The organism is Caldicellulosiruptor hydrothermalis 108, from assembly GCF_000166355.1.
In the GTDB taxonomy this organism is placed as follows: Bacteria; Bacillota; Thermoanaerobacteria; order Caldicellulosiruptorales; family Caldicellulosiruptoraceae; genus Caldicellulosiruptor; species Caldicellulosiruptor hydrothermalis.
On record NC_014652.1, the window covers coordinates 2,246,230 to 2,268,798 of the forward strand.

The following is a 22,569-nucleotide window of genomic DNA, read 5'->3' on the forward strand; positions in this document are numbered from 1 at the left end:
GTTCTAAGTTGTATAAATTATAAGCTTTTTGCTGCTTTAGGATGTCAAAATAAAATTCGATTGCATTTACTTAAGAATTCCTGCAACACCTATAGGTAATCTTGAAATATCAGTGTCAAGAACACGAAGAGGTGATTTCGACTGCATATTGTTCTGTTTAATTAATTTTTTTTTCTTTATCCATCGCTCATATAATTTCCACAAAAAGAATGTCTCAAAATTGAATATTTTCAGAAAAACTAATTTTTTGCATTTGGAGACCTTAGTCTTAAAATAGGATTTAATGCATAAAAAACTGCTATTGCAATTAATGAATCTGCCACATGATGAATCATTGTCCCTATTCCCACAACAACAAATGCTTTGTAAAAGTCAAACCCAAAAGGCATTACAACCACAGCTTCCAAAACAGCATGTATGGGAACTGTTATCGCCAAAGCAATAGGAAAAGAATATCCTTTTTGTATCACTTTCGCCCCAACATATCCAAATACTGCGTGAACTGCCGCTCTGGCCGCTATTACAGGCCCTAACTTAATTAGAAAACCTATTGCAGACCCAATACCTACGAATAGTGCTGTTGCAGGACTTATAAGCATTGCCAACATTACAGGTACATGAGATGCAAGGGTAGCCGAAAAAGGCGGTATAAATACTCCCAATACTCCTCCCAAGGCTAAGGGTATAAGTATTGAGAATGCCGTCAAAAGTCCTCCAATTGTAATCTCTCTTGCTCTCACACTAAAACCTCCTGTCCTTTATTTTTATAGCCATAGTATACACAGGTGTATATACATCTGTCAAAAATAAAATAACCACTTCTTAGATTTGTTAAGTGGCTATATTTATTATTCCATTAAAAAACCTTTTTCTTTTAATATCTTTTGTATCCTATTCAACACCTCTTCACTATCTGCTTCAACAGTGTGAAGATGCACTCCTCCTGTCAGCGAAGACAAAAGTTTCGCTTTGCCTTCTTTTACAAACTCCATGAACTTGCTTACATCATACCTTGAGGAAAGCATTAAAAGGCCTCTTAACTCACCGTACAAAGGATGTTCTACAATTACATCCAGCACCTTCCCTCCATTGTCAACTATGAGATTTAATTCTTCTTCTGTCCTCTCGCATTCATGTTTAACAGCAAAAACTCTCTTTATCGAATTTTCTTTCGTGTGATCTATTATATAACCTTGAGGGGCAGACAATATCTTAATGCCTTTAGCTCTCAAAATAGCTATATCCTGCACTATCACCTGCCTTGTGACACCAAAAAGTTTAGCAAGTTCAGTCCCCGATATAGCTTTTTTTGCATTTTTTAAAATCTCAATTATCTTGTTCCTTCTCTCTTCCGTCCTCATCATTCTCCACCTTTTTCAGTATAGCATTTGCACTATAAGGAAAAACATGGCTGTTACTATTATAAATCTCCTATACTGAAAGCTTCTGGTAGTAAGTATATTGTAGAAGTACTAAAATATGTGCCAAAATTTTCAGTCTTGTAGAATTTGTTAGCACCTGATGTTTCGCAATTTTTTCGTCTGAAGGTCAGCTATTGAGGTTATTCAGACTTGCTTTCTTTAAATCATCAACGAATACAGGTATCTTTTTCCATTTGTAAGTATAACTAAATATAGCAATAAAATTTAAAAGCACTTCAACACTTATTATCCTAAAAATATTTATTATTTTTATTCTACCACAATCCTATGAGAAGCAAAAGATGACCAAAAGGGATGTTAAAAACAAAATTGTGTCTGAGTGACTATCATAGGCTTATCTCTCATTGTGTCAGCACCCTAACTTATGTTTGACAATACGAGGATACGAACGCATAACCTTTTCAACTGGTACAGGAATCCTATATGTCTTACCATAGATGTCTTGGTACCCCTCAACATACTTCGGGTTTAAGCTTGGGCCTCAAAGCCGCTTACCCATCCCCTGAAGAAGAAGGGTTTGCGGAGCCCATTTCTCTGTCAGAGTTTTTTCCGGGGTCGTTCCATCTCATCTGGACCGGCGAGCCGGTAGATTCGTAACTTGCGGCTCCGTGGAAACTCCCTCTTCATTAGGGATTTGAGCAGTTTAGGAAGATCTGATTCTGAAACGCGGAACTCGCCCTTTTCATAGCCTCGCTCGCGCACTAAAAAAGTTTTCTCATCAAGCTTCAGAATAGTAATCCCTCGATTACGCTTATACGAGAGGATCTCCAGACCTTGCGTCGGAGTCAATTTGGCAAGCGTTGTACAGACCCGCTGCAGGGTCGTTTCCAGGTTGATTAAAGCCATTCGGGTTCCCCCTCGTGTGAATTTCTTGTTTTTCCACTTTTTATTTTATTCTTCTCTTTACCAAGAGTAGAAAGCTCTTTTTTTATTTAAAATTTTGTAAATATTTTACCCCAAAATAGCTTTTAAAATCCACATATGTGAATTAAAATCACCCCATGTACGTGGAATCATTATTCCTATGTTCATAAGTTCATCTCCAAACCTAATCTTTTCATCGCCTTCAATAATATACTTTTTATCAGGATCAAGCCCGTCAAGCTTGAGTCTCTTTATTGGCGGATTTGGCTCACCTAATATATTCACATAAAACACAACTGCCTCATTTTTGTCTTCTGTTACAAACATCCAAGCAGCTACATTTTCTTCAAATGGAGAAATTAGCCTGTACAAATCACCTTCAAATATTATATGCCAAATTCTCTTGTAAAGTTCAATCTGTCTCTTTATCTCTTCTTTATCCTCTTGAGATAGTTTTGTCAAATCAAGCTCATATCCAAAACAGCCAGAAAGTGCTACAACCCCTCTTGTCTTCATTGGTGTTATCCTACCAACCTGATGGTTTGGTACAATTGATACATGCGCACCCATAGTTGATGCTGGATACACTATGCTTGTTCCAAACTGGATTTTAAGCCTTTCGATTGCGTCTGTGTCATCGCTTGTCCAAATTTGAGGCATGTAATACAAAATTCCCGGGTCAAACCTTCCACCACCGCCAGAACATCCTTCAAATAAGATGTGTGGAAACTCTGTTGTAAGCTCTTCCATCATTTGATAAAGTCCTAAAACATATCTGTGGAAGACCTCTTTTTGCCTCTCTGGTGGAAGAGCAAGAGAGTAAGCTTCTGTTAAGGGCCTGTTCATGTCCCACTTGATATATTCAATTGGAGCTGTTCTTAAAATCTCTTTCATCATCCTTAAAATCTCTTTTCTCACATCTTCTCTCGTGATGTCCAAAACGTACTGGTTTCTGCATTGTGTCAATGTCCTTCCTCGTACCTGTATGCACCAATCAGGATGCTTTCTGTAAAGCTCACTATCTGGCGAGACCATCTCAGGCTCAAACCACAGTCCAAATTTGAGCCCCATTTCATTTAACTTTTTCCCAAGCCCGTCCAAACCGTTTGGAAGCTTTCTTCTGTCAACAAACCAGTCTCCAAGTGAGCTTGTATCATCGTCTCTTTTACCAAACCAACCATCATCTAAAACAAACAGCTCAATCCCAAGCTCTTTTGCCTCTTTTGCCAATGCCAAAAGCTTTTCTTCATTGAAATTGAAATATGCTGCTTCCCAGCTGTTTATAAGAATCGGTCTTCTCTTGTCTCGATATGCTCCTCTGCAAAGTCTTTTTCTGTAAAGCTTGTGGTATGTGCGAGACATTCCTCCCAAGCCATCTTGTGAATAAACCATTACAACCTCGGGTGTCTGAAACTTCTCGCCTGGATCTAACACCCAGGTGAACTCAAATGGATTTATACCAATTGTCACCCTAACAAGGTTGTACTGGTCTTTTTCAACAATTGCAGCAAAATTACCACTGTAGACAAGAGAAAACCCATAAACATCTCCAAACTTTTCGGTCGCACCCTTTGATAAAAGTGCTATAAACGGATTGTGCTGATGTGAGCTTTCACCTCTTGCACTTTCAATTATCTGAGTTCCGTGGATAAGAGGAGTTCTCTCTATGTATCTTTCTCTTGCCCATGAACCCCACAGGTGCAAAAGTTCAAAATCCCCTTCTGGAAAGTCAACACATGCACTCATTGCACGAAGGATTTTTAGTTTTTGTTTTCCTAAGTTCTCAAATCTTACGCTTCTTGTTATTGCATCATAATCTTTGTAGGCTGTATAAATCAATGTGACTTTCAAATCAATCAAATCATCATAAAGTTCTATCTCCAGTGTTTGAGCTTCATCAGATGACTCGACATATGTTGTTGGAAGACCTTCAAGTTTGGGCTTTCCATCATAGATTCTGTGAGTTTTGTAAACTAAGTTTGTAATGCGAGAGCCATCTTCCTGTTCGATTTGGTATGCAGGATGCCTGAAATCTGAATTTCCATATGCTGGATATTCCTGTGGCATAGTCTCAAAAGAATATGTTTTATCGTTGGGGTCTGGCGTTGCACCAAAGACTCTTCCTGCTGTAATGTCTATATCCATCCATTCAAACTCTTTTATTTTTTTTCCCCAATAAACATGTGCTAAGTATTTGCCTTTGAAAAGCTTTATTACATAGCTTGTATCCTTTGCTTCTATGAAAAACATGGATGTTTGAGGATTGAATTTTATTGGCATTTTGTTGCCCCCTTCTTTATGTTCTTTATAAATTTTTATCCCGCAACTTTAATAATATCATCAAGGTACTTTCTTTTTCTATAGCAATTTAAAATCTTGATATATTTTTTAAATATTTGATATGTCTTTACCATTTAATTACAGTATGCTAACTTTTTATACCTGTCAAAGCAATAGTTTCAATTATATATTTTTGCCCCAGCAAATAAACAACCAAAACAGGAATTATTGCTATCGTAGATGCAGCTATCATAAGTGCCCAGTCTGTAACATATATTCCTTTAAACTGAGCAAACAAAAGTGGTACTGTATACTTTTCTGGAGTATTCAAAAAATTAATGAACCCAAAAAATCATAATAGAAATTGCTTTGAAAAACAAAAAGATGTTGTAAAAATTACAAAAGACTTGCTTGTTAAACTTGAAAATTCTAAAGAAATAATTATTTTTAATGGTGAAGTTTGAATGATCAAGCAAAGAATTATATTAAAGAAATTCTTACAATCGCACTTCAATATGGGAAGATAATTAATTAAAAATGATATATTGTGTATCATGCATTCTTTTGTTATTCATTCCATAAATTTTTATTATTAATGAAGTACTGTAGGATCAGGAGCGATCAGAATATGGATGTAGGAAAAAGAATTAAATAACTAAGAAAAAGATACAAAATTGGCCAATATAAATTAGCAAGATTTAGTAAATATCGGACAATCAAACTTATAGGACATCGAAAGAGGTATAAAACAACCTACTATCTCAACAATTGGAAATTTGTGTAAAGCTTTTAATATAAGTCTGTCAGAATTTTTTAAAGAAGACATTGTTGAAATATCTCCAGAAGTCAGAGAACTTTAGAAACATACATCCAAACTTTCACCTGAATAAATTAAAAAGCTTAGTGAATTTTTGAGTTCTCTTTGAATGAAATAAGAATATTTATGAATGAAAAATAAAAGGAATCCCCCTTGTTATATAAAACTTTTTAAAACAAGGGGGCATAAATCAAATTTTTATTTCATATATTTTTGCGGATATCTTGCCTTGGCCGTATATTTGTACCTTGACAAAATCCATTTTTTCAGCTGGATAAATTCTATAAGTAAAAACTATTTCTCCCTCATTAAGAAAAATCTCTACTGACGAAGTGTCTACTAATAATTTTATCTTTAATAAATCATCTATAGCAATTGAAGGAATACACTCTTGTTGTATTTCCTCACATTCAACAATTTCGACTTCAAATTTTTTTAATATTGAATTATAACTCATCATAAAGAAAGGTTTTTTATTATTTGCTTTGTCATAAAATTCTATATCTATGTTCTTCAATTCATTAAAACTCATACTAAAGTCTACTTCAAATGTATCTAAATTACAACAATCTAACTTTATTTCATCATTATTAATATTCTTTTCCACACTAATCCTTTCCTTTTTATATCTTTCAATCTCATAAATAGGTTTTGTAATTAATTTATTATTTACATACTCCAATTGCCGAGGTAAAGTTAAAGCCCCAGCCCAGTTATGTCCGTGCTGAGTGGGAATTTTTACATTCCAATTATCCATCCATGCTATCATCAGTCTTCTACCATCAGGTGCAACTGTTGTTTGTGGTGCATAAAAATGCCTACCATAATCTAATTTATTGTAATAATCAATCTTAAAATTACCTCTTTCATAATCCATTTTACCAACAAAATATATACTTTCACTTTTAAGAACTTTTTCCCCTTCTTTTTTTTGATATGATAGAATCAAAATATCATGATCACATAGAGAAAATAAATCGGGGCACTCCCAAACATCTCCATCAATTATATTTTCATTTTTCAAAATCGTATTAACATAATTCCATTTTATTAGGTCTTGCGATTTATAAAGTAAAATTTGACCTCTACCTTTTTTATCTTGAGAAGCAATCACCATATAATAATAATCATCCATCTTAAAAATCTTAGGATCTCTAAAATCTTTTTTGTTTGAATCATCTGGTAAATCATTTAAATCAATAATAGGATTATTAGTATATTTCTGGAATGTTATACCATCTTCTGAAAATGCAAGACATTGAGTTTGAATATAATTATTGTGATTCTTATTTATGTGACCAGTATATACTAAATATAGTTTTCCATCCTTTTCAATTGCACTTCCTGAAAAACAACCATCTTTATCATAATCCATATCAGGAGCTAAAGCAATTGGCAAATATTTCCATTTAATCATATCATCGCTTATTGCGTGTCCCCAATAAGTTGAATGCCAAAAAGGTCTAAATGGATTGTACTGAAAAAAGCAGTGATAGACTCCATTATAATAGACAAAACCATTCGGATCATTTATCCATCCGCATTCGCCCATTAAATGAAATTTTAAGCGATATTTTTTATTAACTTTACTCTTATACGTTTGTACATAGTCATTAGCCTTTTTTAGTAGATCTAATTTTTCCATATTTGACACTCCAATTTTGTTATTTATTTTATTGCTCCTTTTAAGATACCGTTAATAATATTTTTCTGTAAAATAAGATACACAATAATTATAGGTGTTATCGTTAAAATTAATGCTGCCATAGCTAATCCATAATCAGCAGTATAGGTACCATAAAAATAAAATGTTGAAAGTTGTAAAGTTCTTTTTTCAGCTGAAATCAGTATGAGACTTGGTAATAAAAAGTCATTCCATATCCAAAGTCCATCTAATATCACAATTGTAGTAGTCACTGGTTTTAAAAGAGGAAATACTACTTTCCAAAAAGTTTGAAATTCCGTTGCACCTTCAACATAAGCTGCTTCTTCCAATTCATAAGGAATACCTTTTATAAACCCATGATACATAAAAACAGCAAAGGCTGCTCCAAATCCCCAATACATGTAAATTAATGTCCACATATTGTTAAGTAAATTGAGAGTTCCATAGATTTTTACCAAGGGAATCATGATAGCTTGAAAAGGTATTATCATAGAAGCTATCATAAGACTAAATACCAATCTATTTAATTTCCATTTCTTTCTTACAAATAAATATGCAGTCATTGCAGAAAACACTACAATACCACCAATACTAAAAAAAGTAATTATTAAAGTATTCAAAAATCCTCTTAAATAGGTCATTTTTTCTGCTGCTTTGATATAGTTTGATACACTAAACTTTGTTGGTAAACTTAATGGATTCGCCATTATATCATTTGTTGTTTTAAATGAATTAATAATAACAGCAATAAATGGTAATATATATAAAAGAGAAATAAGCAAGACAATAAAAAATTTAATATAATCTTTATAAACCTTCTTAGACATTTAAGCTTCCACCTCTGCTTTTTTACTAAGGTATACCTGGATCGAAGTTATAATGGCAACTGTAATAAACAATATTATAGCTTTTGCTTGACCAATTCCATAATTTTGGGATAGAAATGCTTCGCTATAAACGTGCATTGATACAAGTTCAGTACTTCTAAATGGACCTCCTTTTGTAAGAGCAAGATTCAAATCATAAACCATGAAACTTCTTTGTAAAGACAAAAATACAGATACTGTAAAAGAAGGTGCTAATAAGGGCAATATTATTTTAGTAATCCTTGTTAATTGACCTGCTCCATCTATAGTTGATGCCTCAATTATATCTTGAGGTATTCCAACAAGCCCAGCTATATAAATCATCATCATATAGCCAGAATATTGCCACACTGTTACAATCACTAACGCCCAAAAAGCCTTCTGAGGACTTGCTAACCATGAATTACTTATCAATCCAAGTCCTATTTTTTGACCAATATAAGGTAAGGTATTATTAAAAATAAATTGCCATATAAACCCTAATACAATACCACCTATTAAATTTGGAGTAAAAAGTGCAATTCTGAAAACATTTTGTCCCTTTATCCCGCTTGTTAATAAATAAGCTAATAAAAAAGCTATAAGATTAATAAATAAAACACTAAAAAAAACATATTTTAGAGTTAATGTAAAAGAATATAAAAAAGTAGAATCATTTAAAATCGAAATATAATTCCTAATACCTATATACTTTTTTGTAGCTTCAATACCATTCCAATCAGTTAAAGTTAAATAAACCCCGTACAAGAAAGGAATAATCACAACTGTTAAAAATACCATAGTCGTTATACCAGCAAAAATTATATAATTAACTACATTTTTTGCCTTATTCTTCATTATCTGTCCTCCTCATAACAAAGAAGAATTAAAGAAGGACAGCAGACTTTAATCTACTATCCTTCTTTTTGTTTTTAATTATTTTACTGTTAACCAATAATTTTTTATTTCTGTATATAATTGAGAGCGTTTAATTATACCTGCTAAGTATTTTTGCATAGAAGCACCTACTTTAGGCCAATGATCAGAAGGTAAAATAGGAGTTCTAAAAGTTCTACCCTCTTTTAAGTAACTAATAATTGATTTTGCAAGAGGATCATTTGGAGTTAAATTAATATTTTTAAAAGGTGGAATTATGCTTAAAGTATAAACCCATGCTTTTTGTCCATCAGAATTATACACAAGCCAATTCAAAAATTGCTTTGCAGCTAACTGCTGAGCTTTACTATTATTCTTAGCATCAATACAAAGGATTTTAGATGGACCAGCAACAATTGCTTTGTTATAAAAGTCATTTGGATCATTGCTTATTGGTACTGGTAAAAATCCATATTCGCTATTCTGTGGATTTGCATCTTTTATTTGTGGCCATGCCCAGTTACCCATGAACCAAAAAGCAACTTTTCCATTTGCTAATAATTGTGGTCCTTGCTCGTATGTTCCAGCCAAAGGCGAATTCTTTAGATAATTGTACTTTCTAAGCATATCAAATGTATCTAACAAACCGTTAAATACCTTGTTTGTTTGCAAATTTACTTTTCCAGTTTTCAATTTTTTAATAAATTCATAATTCTTTTGCATATCTTTTGACTGAGCACCATAAGCTATACCAAGATAATGGGCCCCCAAAGACCAATCCAAAGGCGATATTAAAATAGGTGTAACTTTCTTTTGTTGAAGTTTTTTAAATAGGTTCTCTAAATCATTTCTTGTTTTTATTGTTGAAGGATTAAATTTCCCTATTGTTTTTTCAATTACTTGTTTATTGTAAATAAGCCCATAGCCTTCAATGGCAAAAGGAAAACCCATAACTTGTCCATTAAATGTAATATCATCTAAAGTGCCATTTATTGCGTCTTTTACCCATTTTTCTTTTGTAAGATTTAAAAAGTAACTTTTAAATTTTGCTACATCTGAAGGATCAATCATAGAAATACTTGGTGCATTACCAGATGCATACATTGTCGAGAGTTTTTCAAAAGGTGACTGACCTGCGCCAACAGGAATAATCTCTAAATTTACATTAGGATAAGTTTTGGAAAAACTTTTTGCTACGTCTTCTAACTGAGAATTAATTTCACCCTTTGTGCTCATCAAAGTTATTTTTACCTTTTTAGATCCTGCTTTTGAAACAGTAATGTTCAATGAATAAATACCAAAAACTAAAATGAAAACTAACACAACACCTATCATCGTTGATAAAAATTTTTTTAAACTCATCAAAAAACCACCCTCCATTGAAATTAAAATTTAATTTAGTTTAAGTATATATCACTTTTGATTATATGTCAAGCGGTTGACATACAAAAATTTTAGTGATTTTTGCATAAACCAGATTTGGTTAATATTGATGAGGTAATTGCTATGCTAACACCGCTGAGCCAACAAAAATTTAATAATAAATTTAAAATTAATGCGAATTAATGATAAAATAAGATATGGAGGTAGATAATAAAAATGGCAAGTTTAAAGGATGTAGCAAAGAGAGCAGGAGTTACTGTAACAACTGTTTCTCGAGTTCTAAATAACAGAGGATATATCAGTGAAGAGACTCGTAAAAAGGTTTACAAAGCCATGGAAGAGCTTAACTATCAACCAAATGAAATTGCAAGAGCTCTATATAAGAAAAGATCTTATTTTATTGGACTTATTATTCCTGATGTCTCCCACCCTTTTTTTGCTGAAGTTACTAAATATATTGAATATTATGCTTCCTTAAACGGCTACAAAATTCTACTTTGTAATTCATATTTAAATCCAGAAAAAGAGAAAGAATATATAAACATGTTAAAAAGACATCAAGTTGATGGGATAATCATGGGAAGTCACACATTAGATATAGAAGATTATAAAAATCTGAATTTTCCAATTGTAGCCTTAGATAGATATCTATCTGATGATATACCTTATATAACCTCAGATAATTTTACAGGAGCAGTTTTAGCAACTAATTTATTAATTCAAAAAGGATGTAAATGTTTAGCACATATTAGTGGTCCCTTGGAATTAAATACACCTGCTAATGATAGATATTATGGCTTTTTGAAAGTTGTATCTGAAAATAATATTGAGCATGTTGTTGTGGAAACCAAATTAAATAAATTTGATATGGAGGAGTATCAAAAAATAATCAATGATCTGTTTGAAAAAAATCCATTTATCGATGGTATTTTTGCAAGTAGTGATATGATAGCAATTACAGCCATCAAAGTTGCAGAGGCTTTTAAAAAACGCGTCCCTGATGATTTAAAAATAATAGGATTTGACGACATTAACATAGCTTCATGGTATAAACCTTCCATAACAACAATAAGGCAAAATAAAGAAGAAATTGCAAAAAAATCTATTGAAATTCTGATAAATTTGATAGAAGGCAAAAAAGTAGAAAATAAAAACATTCTGCCTATTTCTCTTATTGAAAGAGAAACAACATGAGAAAGGGGACTGTTACATTGCGCATTAAAGTAGACTTTGAATCACAAAAACCAATTGAACTTCCTATTCATTACAACTATTTTGTTCAGTCCATGATTTACAATACCATTGATGATAAAATTTATGCAACATTTTTACATGACAAGGGGTATGAGGTTGATTTGAAAAACTTTAAACTGTTTTCATTCTCTCGCTTAGGAGGTCCATTTAAAATTGTGGGAAATGACTCAAATAAAAAGATAGTCTTTGATAAAAAGGTTTCACTTATAATCTCTTCACCTGTTGAGGATTTTATTACAAAGTTTTCAACCGGGCTCTTAAAAAAAGATCAAATCTATCTAAAAGATAATATACTATATGTGACATCTGCAAATATGCTCAGAAAACCGAAATTTTCAAGTTTCCATAAAATAAAAATGCTATCTCCTATGTGTGCATACAAAACAATCAGAAACGAAAATTCAGAATACAAGCACTTTTTTACTCCATATGAGGATGAGTTTTATAATCTCATTTCTCAAAACCTGATGAAAAAATGCAAGCTTTTAATAAAAGACTTTGATGAAAAAAGTTTTAAATTCGAGCTAAAACCACTAAAGATTGAAGAAAAAATACACTTTAAACCCATGCTTTTCAAAAAGACGCCTATAAAAGGCTGGCTTGGTTTTTATACAATTGAAACTGACCCAATAATAATGGAGGTGGCATATTACTGCGGACTTGGCTCAAAAAACTCTCAGGGATTTGGACTTTTTGAAATCATTGAGTAAGTTTTTCAAGGAGATGATTGAATGGGGTATTTGATAAAGCTTGTAAAGATGGCAAGACCATACTGGAAATATCTTGTTGTCTCTGGTATCTCCATGCTTGCTATCACAGCACTAAACCTTCTTGGTCCGTGGCTTGTGAGGGATTTGACGGGAATAATTACAAATATTAGCAAGTACCCAAATGCAAAAAGAATGATAATCAACATTTCTCTTATATTGATTCTATCTTACATTTTAAGGATTGTATTTCAGTTTTTAAATAGTTATCTCTCACATTATGCAGCATGGAATTTAGTTGCACATGTGAGAACTTTGGTTTATAGCAAGCTTCAACAGCTTTCTTTCGGGTACTTTGTAGACAAACAAACAGGGCAGCTTATGTCAAGAGTTGTAAATGATACTGCAAACTTTGAAGTCTTGATTGCTCATGCAGTACCAGACCTGTTTACAAATGCTTTTATTATTGTTGGAGTTGCAATTATTCTTTTTATCATAAATCCTGTGCTTGCTGCGCTATCTTTAATCCCAATTCCGCTTCTTGTTTTAAGTGGAACAGTGTTTGCTAAAAAGATTTTGCCAAATTTTAGAGAAGCACAAAGAGCTCTGGCAGATTTAAACGCTGACTTGCAAGATAATCTCTCAGGTATTCGTGAAATACAGATTTTTAACAAACAGGAAAAAGAACTCAAAAAAATTAAAGAAAAAATCTACAGACACATTCACGCACTTTTGAGTGCGCTCAAACTCTCAGCAATATTTCATCCAACTGTAAGTTTTCTAAGCTCTGTTGGAACAGTGATAGTAGTTTCTGTTGGTGGACTTATGGCCTTGATGGGAAAAGTGCCTGTGCAAGATATCGTTGGATTTATTCTGTATCTTAGCATGTTCTATCAACCAGTGACTCAGCTATCTCAAGTTATTGAAAACGTTCAGCAAGCTTTGGCAGGTGCTGAGAGAGTTTTTGAGATTCTTGAAACAGAGTCACAAATCAAAGAAAAAGAAAACGCTATTGAACTTAAAAATGTCAAAGGAAAAATTAACTTTGAAAATGTGTCATTTTCATACAACCCTGAAATTCAAGTTTTGAAGAATATATCATTTGAAATTCTTCCAGGGCAGATGGTTGCATTTGTTGGTCCAACAGGTGTTGGAAAAACTACAATTATGTACCTTTTGAACCGCTTTTATGACCCAGATTCAGGTGTAATCAAGATTGATGATATTGATATAAGGGATGTTACTTTGAAATCTTTGCATGATAATATAAGTATGGTAATGCAGGATGTATTTTTGTTCAACGGAACAGTTGCTCAAAATATTGCATATGGAAAAGAGGATGCTACCATGGATGAAATAATTCAAGCAGCAAAAATTGCCTGTGCACACGACTTTATCCAAAATCTTCCCCAGGGCTATGACACAGTAATTGGCGAAAGAGGAGTAAAGCTCTCTGGAGGCCAAAAACAGCGACTTGCAATCGCAAGAGCTGTTTTAAAAAATGCACCTATTTTGATTCTGGACGAAGCAACATCATCTGTTGACACAGAGACTGAAAATGAGATTCAAAAAGCAATTAACAATTTAGCAGGAACAAGGACGATATTAATTATTGCACACAGGCTATCTACTGTCAAAAAAGCTGATAAGATTATAGTTTTGAAAGAAGGTGAAATTGTAGAAGTTGGAACACATGAAGAGCTTTTTGCTAAAAAAGGACTTTATTATCATTTGTGTTCTGTGCAGTTAATTGATAAAAATGATAGCTTAATAAGGGAGGTATAAAAATATGAAATACAGAAGGCTTGGTAGGACAAATATTGAGGTTTTCCCAATAGCATTTGGTGGAATACCAATACAAAGAATCGATGAGGAGTCTGCTGTGAAAGTAATAAGAAGAGCCATAGAACTTGGAATAAATCTTATAGACACTGCAAGATCATATACAGACAGTGAAATAAAGATAGGCAAAGCTCTAAAAGGAATCAATAAAAAAGTTTATTTAGCATCTAAATCACAAAATAGAACAAAAGAAGGTATTTTGAAGGATATTGAAATAAGCCTTAAAAATCTTGGTGTTGAACAAATTGACATTTATCAGTTACATGGCATAAATGATTTAGATACATTCAATAGAGTATTTTCTGAAGATGGTGCATACTGGGGATTGGTTGAAGCAAAGGAAAAAGGATTCATTAGATTTATTGGCGCTTCAAGCCATAGTACAGAAATTCTTGAAAAGTTAATAAATACAGATAAATTTGATGTGATCCAGCTTTGCTATAACATAATAGAAACAGACGTAGAAGAAAAAGTTTTCCCATTAGCACTCCAAAAAGATATTGGAATAATTGCAATGAAGCCAGTTGGTGGCGGTGTTATTCCAAACGCTGCTCTATCTTTAAAATACGTCTTGCAAAAAGAATTTGTCGTACCTGACCCTGGAATAGAAACTATTGAGGAATTAGAACAAAACGTAAATGTAGCAATGAACCTTAGCCCTTTGACTGATGATGAAATGAAAGAAATAGAAAGGATACGAAAAGAGCTTGGTAAAGAATTTTGCAGAAGATGCAATTATTGTCAACCATGCCCTCAACAAATTCCTATTTGGGTTATACTCCATGCAGATTCTGCAATGAAAAGACTACCTTTTAATACTCTAAAGTCTGGCTGGTTTTATGATGCATATCAAAAAGCAAAAAATTGCATTAAATGTGGAGTTTGCGTAACAAGATGCCCATACAATTTGCCAATACCTGATATGATTGAGAAAAAGCTTGAGATTATTCGAGCAACAATCGGCGATTAATCTAATCTTCAAGCCTCTTCCCTTGAAAATTTAAGGGATGAGGCTTTTTGTTTTTGGATAAAAGAATTAAGAATTTATGGCAAATTTTAGATTATTGAATGTTCTTCATTTTTTGATAAAATCAATATGAATGAAAAGATTTACGCAGAACTATACCCTATCAAAAGGATGTGAAAAACAATGTCTTTAGAACTTGATTATCAAACAATCGTGCAGTTTCTCTCAGAGCAAAAACTTGCATATTTTGCAAAAAACAGAAAAGCTTTTGAAAAGGGAATTGAGCTTGCTCGAAAAATTAAAAAGGAAAACATTCAATATGACCAAGAAGAAAATGCAATATTTGGCAAAGTAGAAGATGGTAAAAATGAATATTGGGTTTTTGTTGATTTTGATCTGCCTTCATATATGACTCAGGACTTTTTTGGTAACATTAAAATTGAAAATATAATCATAAGTGCTGCATGTACATGCAGTTTGGAAAACATTGATTTAGAATCAGAGGAAGATATTGATATAGAAGATTTTGTTCTGTTCGATGATTTTTGCCGGCATATAATTGCTGTGTTAAAAAGTTTTGCCGATGGTAAATATATTCTCAATAGCATAAATAAAATGCAAGAAACCTTGTTTCACATGTTAGAACAAAAGCTAAATGAGACTATTGAGAAGGAAAAAACAAAAAATTCTCGCGTTTATCAGCTTATTTCAAGCAATTTTGAAGAAAATTATATAAAGTTTTCACTTGATAACTTATCTAAAAAGTCTCCCAATATATTTTTAGAAAAATACTTCGGATCTTCTACCAATGATTTAGTAACTTTAAAATTAAAAGTAAAAACTTCAGATTTAAAAAGAGACTATGTGGTTTCAAATATACCAGAATTTCTTAAAGCATATGAACAAAAACAACCATTTCAGTTTGGTAAGAATTTTGTATACAGTCCTACTTATCATTTTTTTGGTGAAAAAGACAAAAAACTTTTGAATGTACTTTTGAAGTATCTGAACTTTTTAGATTTGGAAACAGAAAAAAATACTCTTTACTTACCTGCAAAAATTGCAAATGAAATAATCGAAATCCTTGACAATGAAGAAATTTTTATATCTTTTGATTATTTTGTAGCAAATTATTATGATGCTCAAAAAGTTAAAGTTGATCTTTGTACTAAAGTAAAACCCAAGATTTCATTTAAACTTGAAGACAATCAGGTAAGATTTTATAGTGATTTAATAGACACTGCTAACAGAAAATTTTTATATAGCGATGGAAGTTATTTTGTCTCAGGTGATACTTTATATAAGCTTTCGCCAGAGCAAAAGATATTTTCTTCAATTATCAAAAAAATGGCTGAAGCAAATAGAGTATTTAACTTTTTTAAAGTTGAATACATTAAATTTTTTACCCTTAATAAAGAAGACTTTTGTGAGTTCATGAACAAATATTACTTATTTTTAAACAAGCACTTTGAATTAGAAATTGACCCAGGACTCAAAAAATTAATATTAGAAGATTATATTATTAAACCCAAACTATATTTAGAATTCGAAAATGAAAGGTTTGTAGCAAGAATCAGTGGAATGAATGAAATATTCGATACAATATCAAAAACAAAAAAAGTTCCATTGTTTGATTATTTTGGATTGTTTGAGATACAAAGTATTTTATTTGCTTATGGGTTTAATGAGACAGGCTCTGACCAAGAGTTCTGCTATGAATGTGTTGACCCTGATTTGTTTATGGAATTTTTAGCAGAAGGTGTTCCGCAAATCCAAAATATAACCGACGTTTATTATTCAGAAGATTTTAAGAAGCTTAAAATCAAAAAAGATGTAAAAATTATTCCCTGCTTAAAATATTCTAAACACTCAATTGACTTCTGGCTTGAAAGTGATGAGCTTGAGAGTTCAGAGCTTAAAAATATTCTTGATGCAATAAAGAAAAAGAAAAAGTATTACAAACTCAAAGATGGTTCAATTTTGATTTTAGATAGTCCAAATATGAAAAAATTAGTTTCATTTATAGATTCTGCATCTGACATAGGCCAGGTTATAAAAGAAAAAGCTGAGCTTTCTTTACAAGAAGCAGTGGCTGTAACAAAACTTTTAGATGAAAGCGGAATTCAGGCAAATGGAGTTGAAAGTATAAAAAATATTATCGAAAAGATAGAAAATATTAAAGAAATTGATATCCAAATCCCGGTAGAGCTTCAAGGTGTGTTAAGAGATTATCAGAAACTTGGAATAAAATGGTTATCTTCTCTATTTGAAAATGAACTTGGTGGAATTTTAGCTGATGATATGGGGCTTGGAAAAACTCTACAGGTACTTGGCTTTATTCTTGCAAATAAGCAAAAAATTAAAAAGCCGGTATTAGCCATTGTGCCAACATCACTTATTTATAACTGGAAACAAGAGATTGAAAAATTTGCACCGGGTCTAAAAACTTTAATTATTGACTCAACACCTGCAAAGCGCAAAAAAGCTATAGAAAAAATACCAGAGTATGATATTGTAATTACATCATATGCACTTTTGAGAAAAGATATAGAACTTTATAAGGATATAGATTTTAGTGTTTGTATCTCAGATGAAGCACAGTACATAAAAAATCCTCACTCACAAATAAAGCTGGCTGTAAAAGAAATCTGTGCAGATACCAAGTTTGCCCTGACAGGTACACCAATCGAAAATAATCTTATAGAGCTGTGGTCAATCTTTGATTTTATACTACCTGGATATTTAGGAGGAGCTGAGAAATTTGTTGAACGTTTTGCGATGCCAATTTATAGCGGAAACAATGATGCTCTGGAAAAATTGAAAAAGCTGATAAAACCGTTTGTTTTAAGAAGAGTAAAACAAGATGTATTAACCGAACTTCCTGAACTAATAGAAACAAATATTCAAGTTGCAATGAGCCCTGAACAGGAAAAAATCTACAAGCAATTTTTAGTCTCAGCTAAAAAAGAGATTGAAAAAGAAATAGATTCAGCTGGGTTTGAAAAAAGTCAAATAAAAATATTTTCTTTGCTGACAAGACTAAGACAGATCTGCTGTCATCCAAAGCTTGTATTTGAAGATTACAAAGGAAGCTCTGGTAAGCTGGAAGCACTGAAAGAAATCTTACAAGACTGTTTAGAAAGCGGGCACAGGGTAATTATATATTCTCAGTGGACTTCAATGTTATCTATTATCAAAAAAATGCTTGACAAGGAAAAAATTTTATACTTTTATTTAGACGGTGCAACAAAGGCTGAAGACAGAGTTGAAATGGTGAACAGTTTCAACAGTGGAGAGAGAAATGTCTTTTTACTTTCACTAAAGGCTGGTGGATTTGGGCTCAATATTACTGGTGCAGACGTTGTCATTCACTTTGATGCATGGTGGAACCCGGCAGTTGAAAACCAGGCAACAGCAAGAGCACACAGACTTGGTCAGAAAAATGTTGTTCAATCATTTAAGATTATAACCAAAAATTCAATAGAAGAGAAAATACTTGCTTTGCAGCAGAAAAAGAAAGACCTATTTGATAGTTTAATCGAAGCAAGTCAATCTTTTATAGGAAAATTTTCAAAAGAGGAAATATTGGAGTTGTTGGAGTAAAGCGATACTTTATGAGCTAAGAATTAACAGAATTTTGTATTTAAACATGGCTTTACTTTTTTAGTTTTAAAAATCTAAAACGTGGGAGGACTGGATTTGACAAAATAAGAACCTCAATTTTTTCACTACATTATTTACTTATACCAGTAAATTCTAAATATTCCTTGTATGTGCTTAGATTTTTGTTGTTTTTAGCTTCTTTACATTCAGTGTCTCTCCAGTTCCTCCTTATGCTTTTTGTCAATTTTGTCTTGTCTTTTAACATTATTTTAATAAAGTCTATCGAATCTATTGTTTCTATTATTTTTTAATGATATATTTATTTACTTTTTTCAAAATATATTTCAATGCCCTCTGTAATAAAAATACAAAAAACATATTATAAATTGTGCTTTTTTCAGAATTTTATTTGTTTGGGCATATTACATACATTAGCTTATATTGAAGCTTTTACAATATTAAAAAACTAAGAACATCTACTCAATGTTAACAATATTTTATCTTTATGTCTTTATACCAAAGATACTTTTCAATTTCTTTTGGTAAAGTTACTGTTGAAAACACAAAACTTATGCTATCAATATCAATACACTTTATAGTACCGTTTTTCTTGAAATTTGTTTCCATAACAGCTAATACAACTTCACTTGCAACCTTTGCCAAGGTCTTTTTTGTACTTGCCACAATTTCATCGTCCTCCGTTACACCTTTTTCTAAGCTAAAACCTGTGCAGCTAATAATTGCTTTGTCTGCTCTCAAACCTTTTACAAATTCCTGTGCTAACATCCCAATATATGAGCCTGTTTTCCTGTCAAGCTTTCCACCTACACAAATTAGCTCAACATTCTTTTCATCCATTAGTTCATTTACAACCTTTACATAATTCGTTATAACAGTTATTCTTATTCCCTTTTCCTTTATCTTCTTTGCTATTTCTAATGAAATTTCACTGTTGTCAAGAACAATTACGCTACCTTCTTCGATTTCCCTTACTATCGCACTTGCCAACCTTTCTACTTCTGTTAAAAACTGGTCATTAACTTCTTCCTCAAAATGATTGAATTTCTTTTCAAATCCCTCTTTCAAAACTGCCCCACCATATGCTTTTATTATTATGCCTTCTCTTTCAAACTTTCTAAGGTCATTTCTAATTGTTTCTGGAGATACATTAAAGATCTTGCTAAGTTCACTTACTTTAATACTTTTTTTGGTAAGTAGTAATGATAATATTTTCTGCTGCCTTTCTAATGCTAACACTAACAGATCCCTTCCTTTAATAAAACTAAACCAAAAATTTAATTTATTAAAAAGGAGCTATCAGCGAAAAGTACAAGATAGCTCCTTACTACAAAACAACTAATATTGCTTAAAAGAATACCGAAATTCATACTTCCCAGAACCTGTTTTTATAACAACACCTTCTTTTTCTTTTCTTATTTCTCTTATTTCGCTGCGAGGTGTAAAACTGATTTCTTTTTCATCTAACTTTTCGCTATAAGGCAAATAAATCGATGCTGAAGTATTAGGCGGTATATGTACTTTCATATAAAATTCATTCTTTTTATTTTCCCAAAACACTTTTATCAATCCATTAATTGAATTATATTGAGCTTCTACAAATTGAAATGCTTGTGGATAAGGTTTGATAAGAATATGTTTGTAACCTGGCTTTTCTTCACTTGTGTCAATTCCCGCAACTACTCTATATAACCAATCTCCTATTGAGCCATAAGCATAATGATTAAATGAATTCATTGCTGGATCCCATAACGAACCATCTTCCTTTATTCCATCCCAATGTTCCCAAATAGTAGTAGCACCTTTTAATATCTGATAAAGCCAGGATGGGTAATCTTTTTGTAATAACAACTTATAAGCTATATCTACATATCCATATTTTGTTAACACATGACATAAATATGGAGTACTCAAAAATCCCGTAGTTAGATGATAGTTATTTTCCTCAATTAACTGGACTAACCTCGTAATTGCTTTTTTCTTGTGTTTTTCCTCTATAAGGTCAAACATTAGGGCTAAAACATATGCTGTTTGTGTATCCGCTATTAATTGTCCGTCTGGCCTTACAAATTCTTTTCTAAAACTTTCTACAATTTTTGAGTATAACTTTGTATATTTCTCGGCGTCCTCATTTTTTCCTAAAACTTTGGCGCTTTTTACTAAAAGAGAAGTAGAATAAGCATAAAAAGCTGTCGCTATAAGATCTCGAGGAGTGGAGCCTGTGTAACTTCCTTCCGAAGCATCCAAAGCTAACCAATCTCCAAAGTGAAATCCTGTATTCCATAAATACTCGTTTTCACCTTGTTTTCTAATATATTCAATCCATGCTTTCATATTTTCGTATAGTTCTTCTAAAATTCTTTTGTCTCCGTAACACAAATAAAGTGTCCATGGACAAATGACAACTGCATCTCCCCATCCTGAGGAAGAATGCTTATTTTCTCTATTGGGTAAAACATATAAAACATCTGGAATTACAAACGGCATCCCTCCGTTTGAGAACTGTTCTACTTTTAAATCATGCAACCATTTAGTAAAAAAGGGGGCAACATTCATATTAAAACATGCTGTCCTCATAAAAACTTGTGCATCTCCAGTCCAACCCAGTCTTTCATCTCTCTGAGGACAATCAGTAGGAATATCCACAAAATTGCCTTTTTGTCCCCAAACTATATTATGTTGAAGTTTGTTTATAAGCTCATCTGAACATCTAAAATACCCAGTTATTTCTAAATCTGTATGTATTACGATACCAGTAAAATTTTCTAAATTCACTTCTCCAGGATAATTCTCAACTAACACATATCGGAAACCTTGATAAGTAAAATGAGGTTCAAAAATTTCTACTTCATTTCCCTTCAAGGTGTACTCAATTGTTTGTTTTGCCTTTCTTAAATTTTCTGTATAGAAATTTCCATCTTTATCAAGAATCTCTGCATGTTTCAAAACTACTTTTTCCCCTTTTTGTCCTGATACTTTAAATCTAACCCATCCCACCATATTTTGTCCCATATCAATTACTAGTTGATTGGCAGGAGTTCTAATAAGAGAAATTAGCTTTAATTCTTCAATTTTTCTCACTGGTAAGGATTCTTGGGCAATTAAAACTTCTTTAGAATACTCTATTTCTTCAACATTTTCCCATTTATTATCATTAAAATTTGGTAAATCCCAGCCCTCCTCCTCTAAATTGGCATCATAGATTTCACCATCGTAGATCTCCGACATCAAAATAGGACCATACGCAAACTTCCAGTTATTATCAGTAATAATTATTTCTTCATCTCCATCTTCATACTGTATATGTAATTGAAGTATTAGAGCCAAACGTTCCCCATAAATATTTTTTACTTTTTCCCATGTTAAATATCCTTTATACCAACCTGGACCGAGGATTACTCCTATTGCATTCTTGCCAACACGTAAAAAGGAAGTAACATCATATGTTTGATATTGTATTCGTTTATGATATGAAGTCCATCCGGGAGTAAAATACCAATCTCCTACTCTCAAACCATTTAAATGAAGTTCATACATTCCCAAACTTGAAACGTATACACGTGCCCATTTTATATTTTTTTTAAGTAGAAATTCTTTTCTTATATAAGGGCAAGCTTCCGGATTTTCTGGATTTTCTCGTGGTGAAATCCATTTAGCTATCCACTCTTTTTTATCTAAAATTCCCATTTCCCAAAAATTTATTGGGCTCCATTCTGACTCATTACCTTTGTTATCCCATACTTTTATTTTGTAATAATATCGTGTTCTTGATTCCAAAGATGGCCCATCATATTCAATATGAACTGATTGGTTTGAGTTAATTTTCCCCGAATCCCAAACAACATTCTCAAACTTAGGGTCTTTCGCCACAAGTATCCTATATGCAGTTTGATAAATATTATATTCTTCTGACATTAATTTCCAACTAAATTTTGGTCTTAGGATATCAATACCAATAGGATTTTCTTTATATTCACATCTGATTTCTTCCACTCTTATACTCAT

The 22,569-nt window shown here is 32.2% G+C and carries 16 protein-coding genes and 1 pseudogene; 6 read left to right on the plus strand and 11 right to left on the minus strand.

The genetic code is table 11. The annotated features are described in order from the left end of the window. Nucleotides 1-239 precede the first annotated feature (239 nt). The 5 genes and pseudogenes from CALHY_RS11035 to CALHY_RS11055 form a co-directional block, all read right to left on the minus strand. Entirely contained in the window at nucleotides 240-740 is a 501-nt protein-coding gene (locus CALHY_RS11035) for a hypothetical protein (protein ID WP_013404031.1), read from the minus strand. A 108-nt stretch (nucleotides 741-848) separates the two neighbouring features. Then, nucleotides 849-1,361: a transcription repressor NadR gene (locus CALHY_RS11040; RefSeq protein WP_013404032.1), complete on the minus strand. Its 513-nt coding sequence runs from the start codon at nucleotides 1,359-1,361 to the stop codon at nucleotides 849-851. Between the two features lie 618 nt (nucleotides 1,362-1,979). Further along, nucleotides 1,980-2,288 carry a hypothetical protein gene (locus tag CALHY_RS11045; RefSeq protein ID WP_013404033.1) on the minus strand — a complete coding sequence of 103 codons (309 nt, stop codon included), beginning with the start codon at nucleotides 2,286-2,288 and terminating at the stop codon, nucleotides 1,980-1,982. Nucleotides 2,289-2,393: 105 nt separating this feature from the next. Beyond that, nucleotides 2,394-4,586, minus strand: a complete 2,193-nt coding sequence (locus CALHY_RS11050) for an alpha-galactosidase (protein WP_013404034.1) — start codon at nucleotides 4,584-4,586, stop codon at nucleotides 2,394-2,396. Nucleotides 4,587-4,734: 148 nt separating this feature from the next. Further along, nucleotides 4,735-4,920: pseudogene (locus CALHY_RS11055) on the minus strand (carbohydrate ABC transporter permease); the annotation flags it as partial. A 397-nt stretch (nucleotides 4,921-5,317) separates the two neighbouring features. Between CALHY_RS11055 and CALHY_RS14125 the strand changes: the two are divergent. After that, the gene (locus CALHY_RS14125; protein WP_408605141.1) at nucleotides 5,318-5,446 is read left to right on the plus strand and encodes a helix-turn-helix domain-containing protein; all 129 of its coding nucleotides are present in this window, start codon (nucleotides 5,318-5,320) and stop codon (nucleotides 5,444-5,446) included. A gap of 147 nt (nucleotides 5,447-5,593) precedes the next feature. On the opposite strand, the gene CALHY_RS11060 is transcribed toward CALHY_RS14125, so the two are convergent. From CALHY_RS11060 to CALHY_RS11075, 4 genes are all read right to left on the minus strand, one after another. Next, complete coding sequence (locus tag CALHY_RS11060; RefSeq protein ID WP_013404035.1) at nucleotides 5,594-7,048, minus strand: glycoside hydrolase family 32 protein; 1,455 nt, start codon at nucleotides 7,046-7,048, stop codon at nucleotides 5,594-5,596. A 23-nt stretch (nucleotides 7,049-7,071) separates the two neighbouring features. Continuing rightward, a complete protein-coding gene (locus CALHY_RS11065) occupies nucleotides 7,072-7,896 on the minus strand; it encodes a carbohydrate ABC transporter permease (protein ID WP_013404036.1) in 825 nt (274 codons plus the stop codon). Next, nucleotides 7,897-8,772 (minus strand): carbohydrate ABC transporter permease, encoded by an 876-nt coding sequence (locus CALHY_RS11070; protein ID WP_013404037.1) that lies wholly within the window; start codon nucleotides 8,770-8,772, stop codon nucleotides 7,897-7,899. A 78-nt stretch (nucleotides 8,773-8,850) separates the two neighbouring features. Then, complete coding sequence (locus CALHY_RS11075; RefSeq protein WP_013404038.1) at nucleotides 8,851-10,152, minus strand: ABC transporter substrate-binding protein; 1,302 nt, start codon at nucleotides 10,150-10,152, stop codon at nucleotides 8,851-8,853. Nucleotides 10,153-10,389: 237 nt separating this feature from the next. Here CALHY_RS11075 and CALHY_RS11080 point away from each other — a divergent pair, with 237 nt between their 5' ends. The 5 genes from CALHY_RS11080 (at nucleotide 10,390) to CALHY_RS11100 (ending at nucleotide 18,546) form a co-directional block, all read left to right on the plus strand. Further along, nucleotides 10,390-11,367 carry a LacI family DNA-binding transcriptional regulator gene (locus tag CALHY_RS11080; protein ID WP_013404039.1) on the plus strand — a complete coding sequence of 326 codons (978 nt, stop codon included), beginning with the start codon at nucleotides 10,390-10,392 and terminating at the stop codon, nucleotides 11,365-11,367. Nucleotides 11,368-11,384: 17 nt separating this feature from the next. Then, nucleotides 11,385-12,137, plus strand: a complete 753-nt coding sequence (gene cas6 / locus CALHY_RS11085; RefSeq protein WP_041723453.1) for a CRISPR-associated endoribonuclease Cas6 — start codon at nucleotides 11,385-11,387, stop codon at nucleotides 12,135-12,137. Nucleotides 12,138-12,158: 21 nt separating this feature from the next. After that, nucleotides 12,159-13,919: an ABC transporter ATP-binding protein gene (locus CALHY_RS11090; protein ID WP_013404041.1), complete on the plus strand. Its 1,761-nt coding sequence runs from the start codon at nucleotides 12,159-12,161 to the stop codon at nucleotides 13,917-13,919. Between the two features lie 4 nt (nucleotides 13,920-13,923). Then, a complete protein-coding gene (locus tag CALHY_RS11095; RefSeq protein ID WP_013404042.1) occupies nucleotides 13,924-14,946 on the plus strand; it encodes an aldo/keto reductase in 1,023 nt (340 codons plus the stop codon). A gap of 180 nt (nucleotides 14,947-15,126) precedes the next feature. Beyond that, nucleotides 15,127-18,546: an SNF2-related protein gene (locus tag CALHY_RS11100; RefSeq protein WP_013404043.1), complete on the plus strand. Its 3,420-nt coding sequence runs from the start codon at nucleotides 15,127-15,129 to the stop codon at nucleotides 18,544-18,546. 486 nt (nucleotides 18,547-19,032) lie between these two features. Here CALHY_RS11100 and CALHY_RS11105 read toward each other — a convergent pair whose 3' ends face one another. Together CALHY_RS11105 and CALHY_RS11110 are read right to left on the minus strand one after the other, a co-directional pair. Further along, on the minus strand, nucleotides 19,033-19,803 hold the full coding sequence (locus CALHY_RS11105) for a DeoR/GlpR family DNA-binding transcription regulator (protein WP_013404044.1): 771 nt from the start codon (nucleotides 19,801-19,803) through the stop codon (nucleotides 19,033-19,035). A 99-nt stretch (nucleotides 19,804-19,902) separates the two neighbouring features. Further along, entirely contained in the window at nucleotides 19,903-22,569 is a 2,667-nt protein-coding gene (locus CALHY_RS11110) for an alpha-L-rhamnosidase (RefSeq protein WP_013404045.1), read from the minus strand.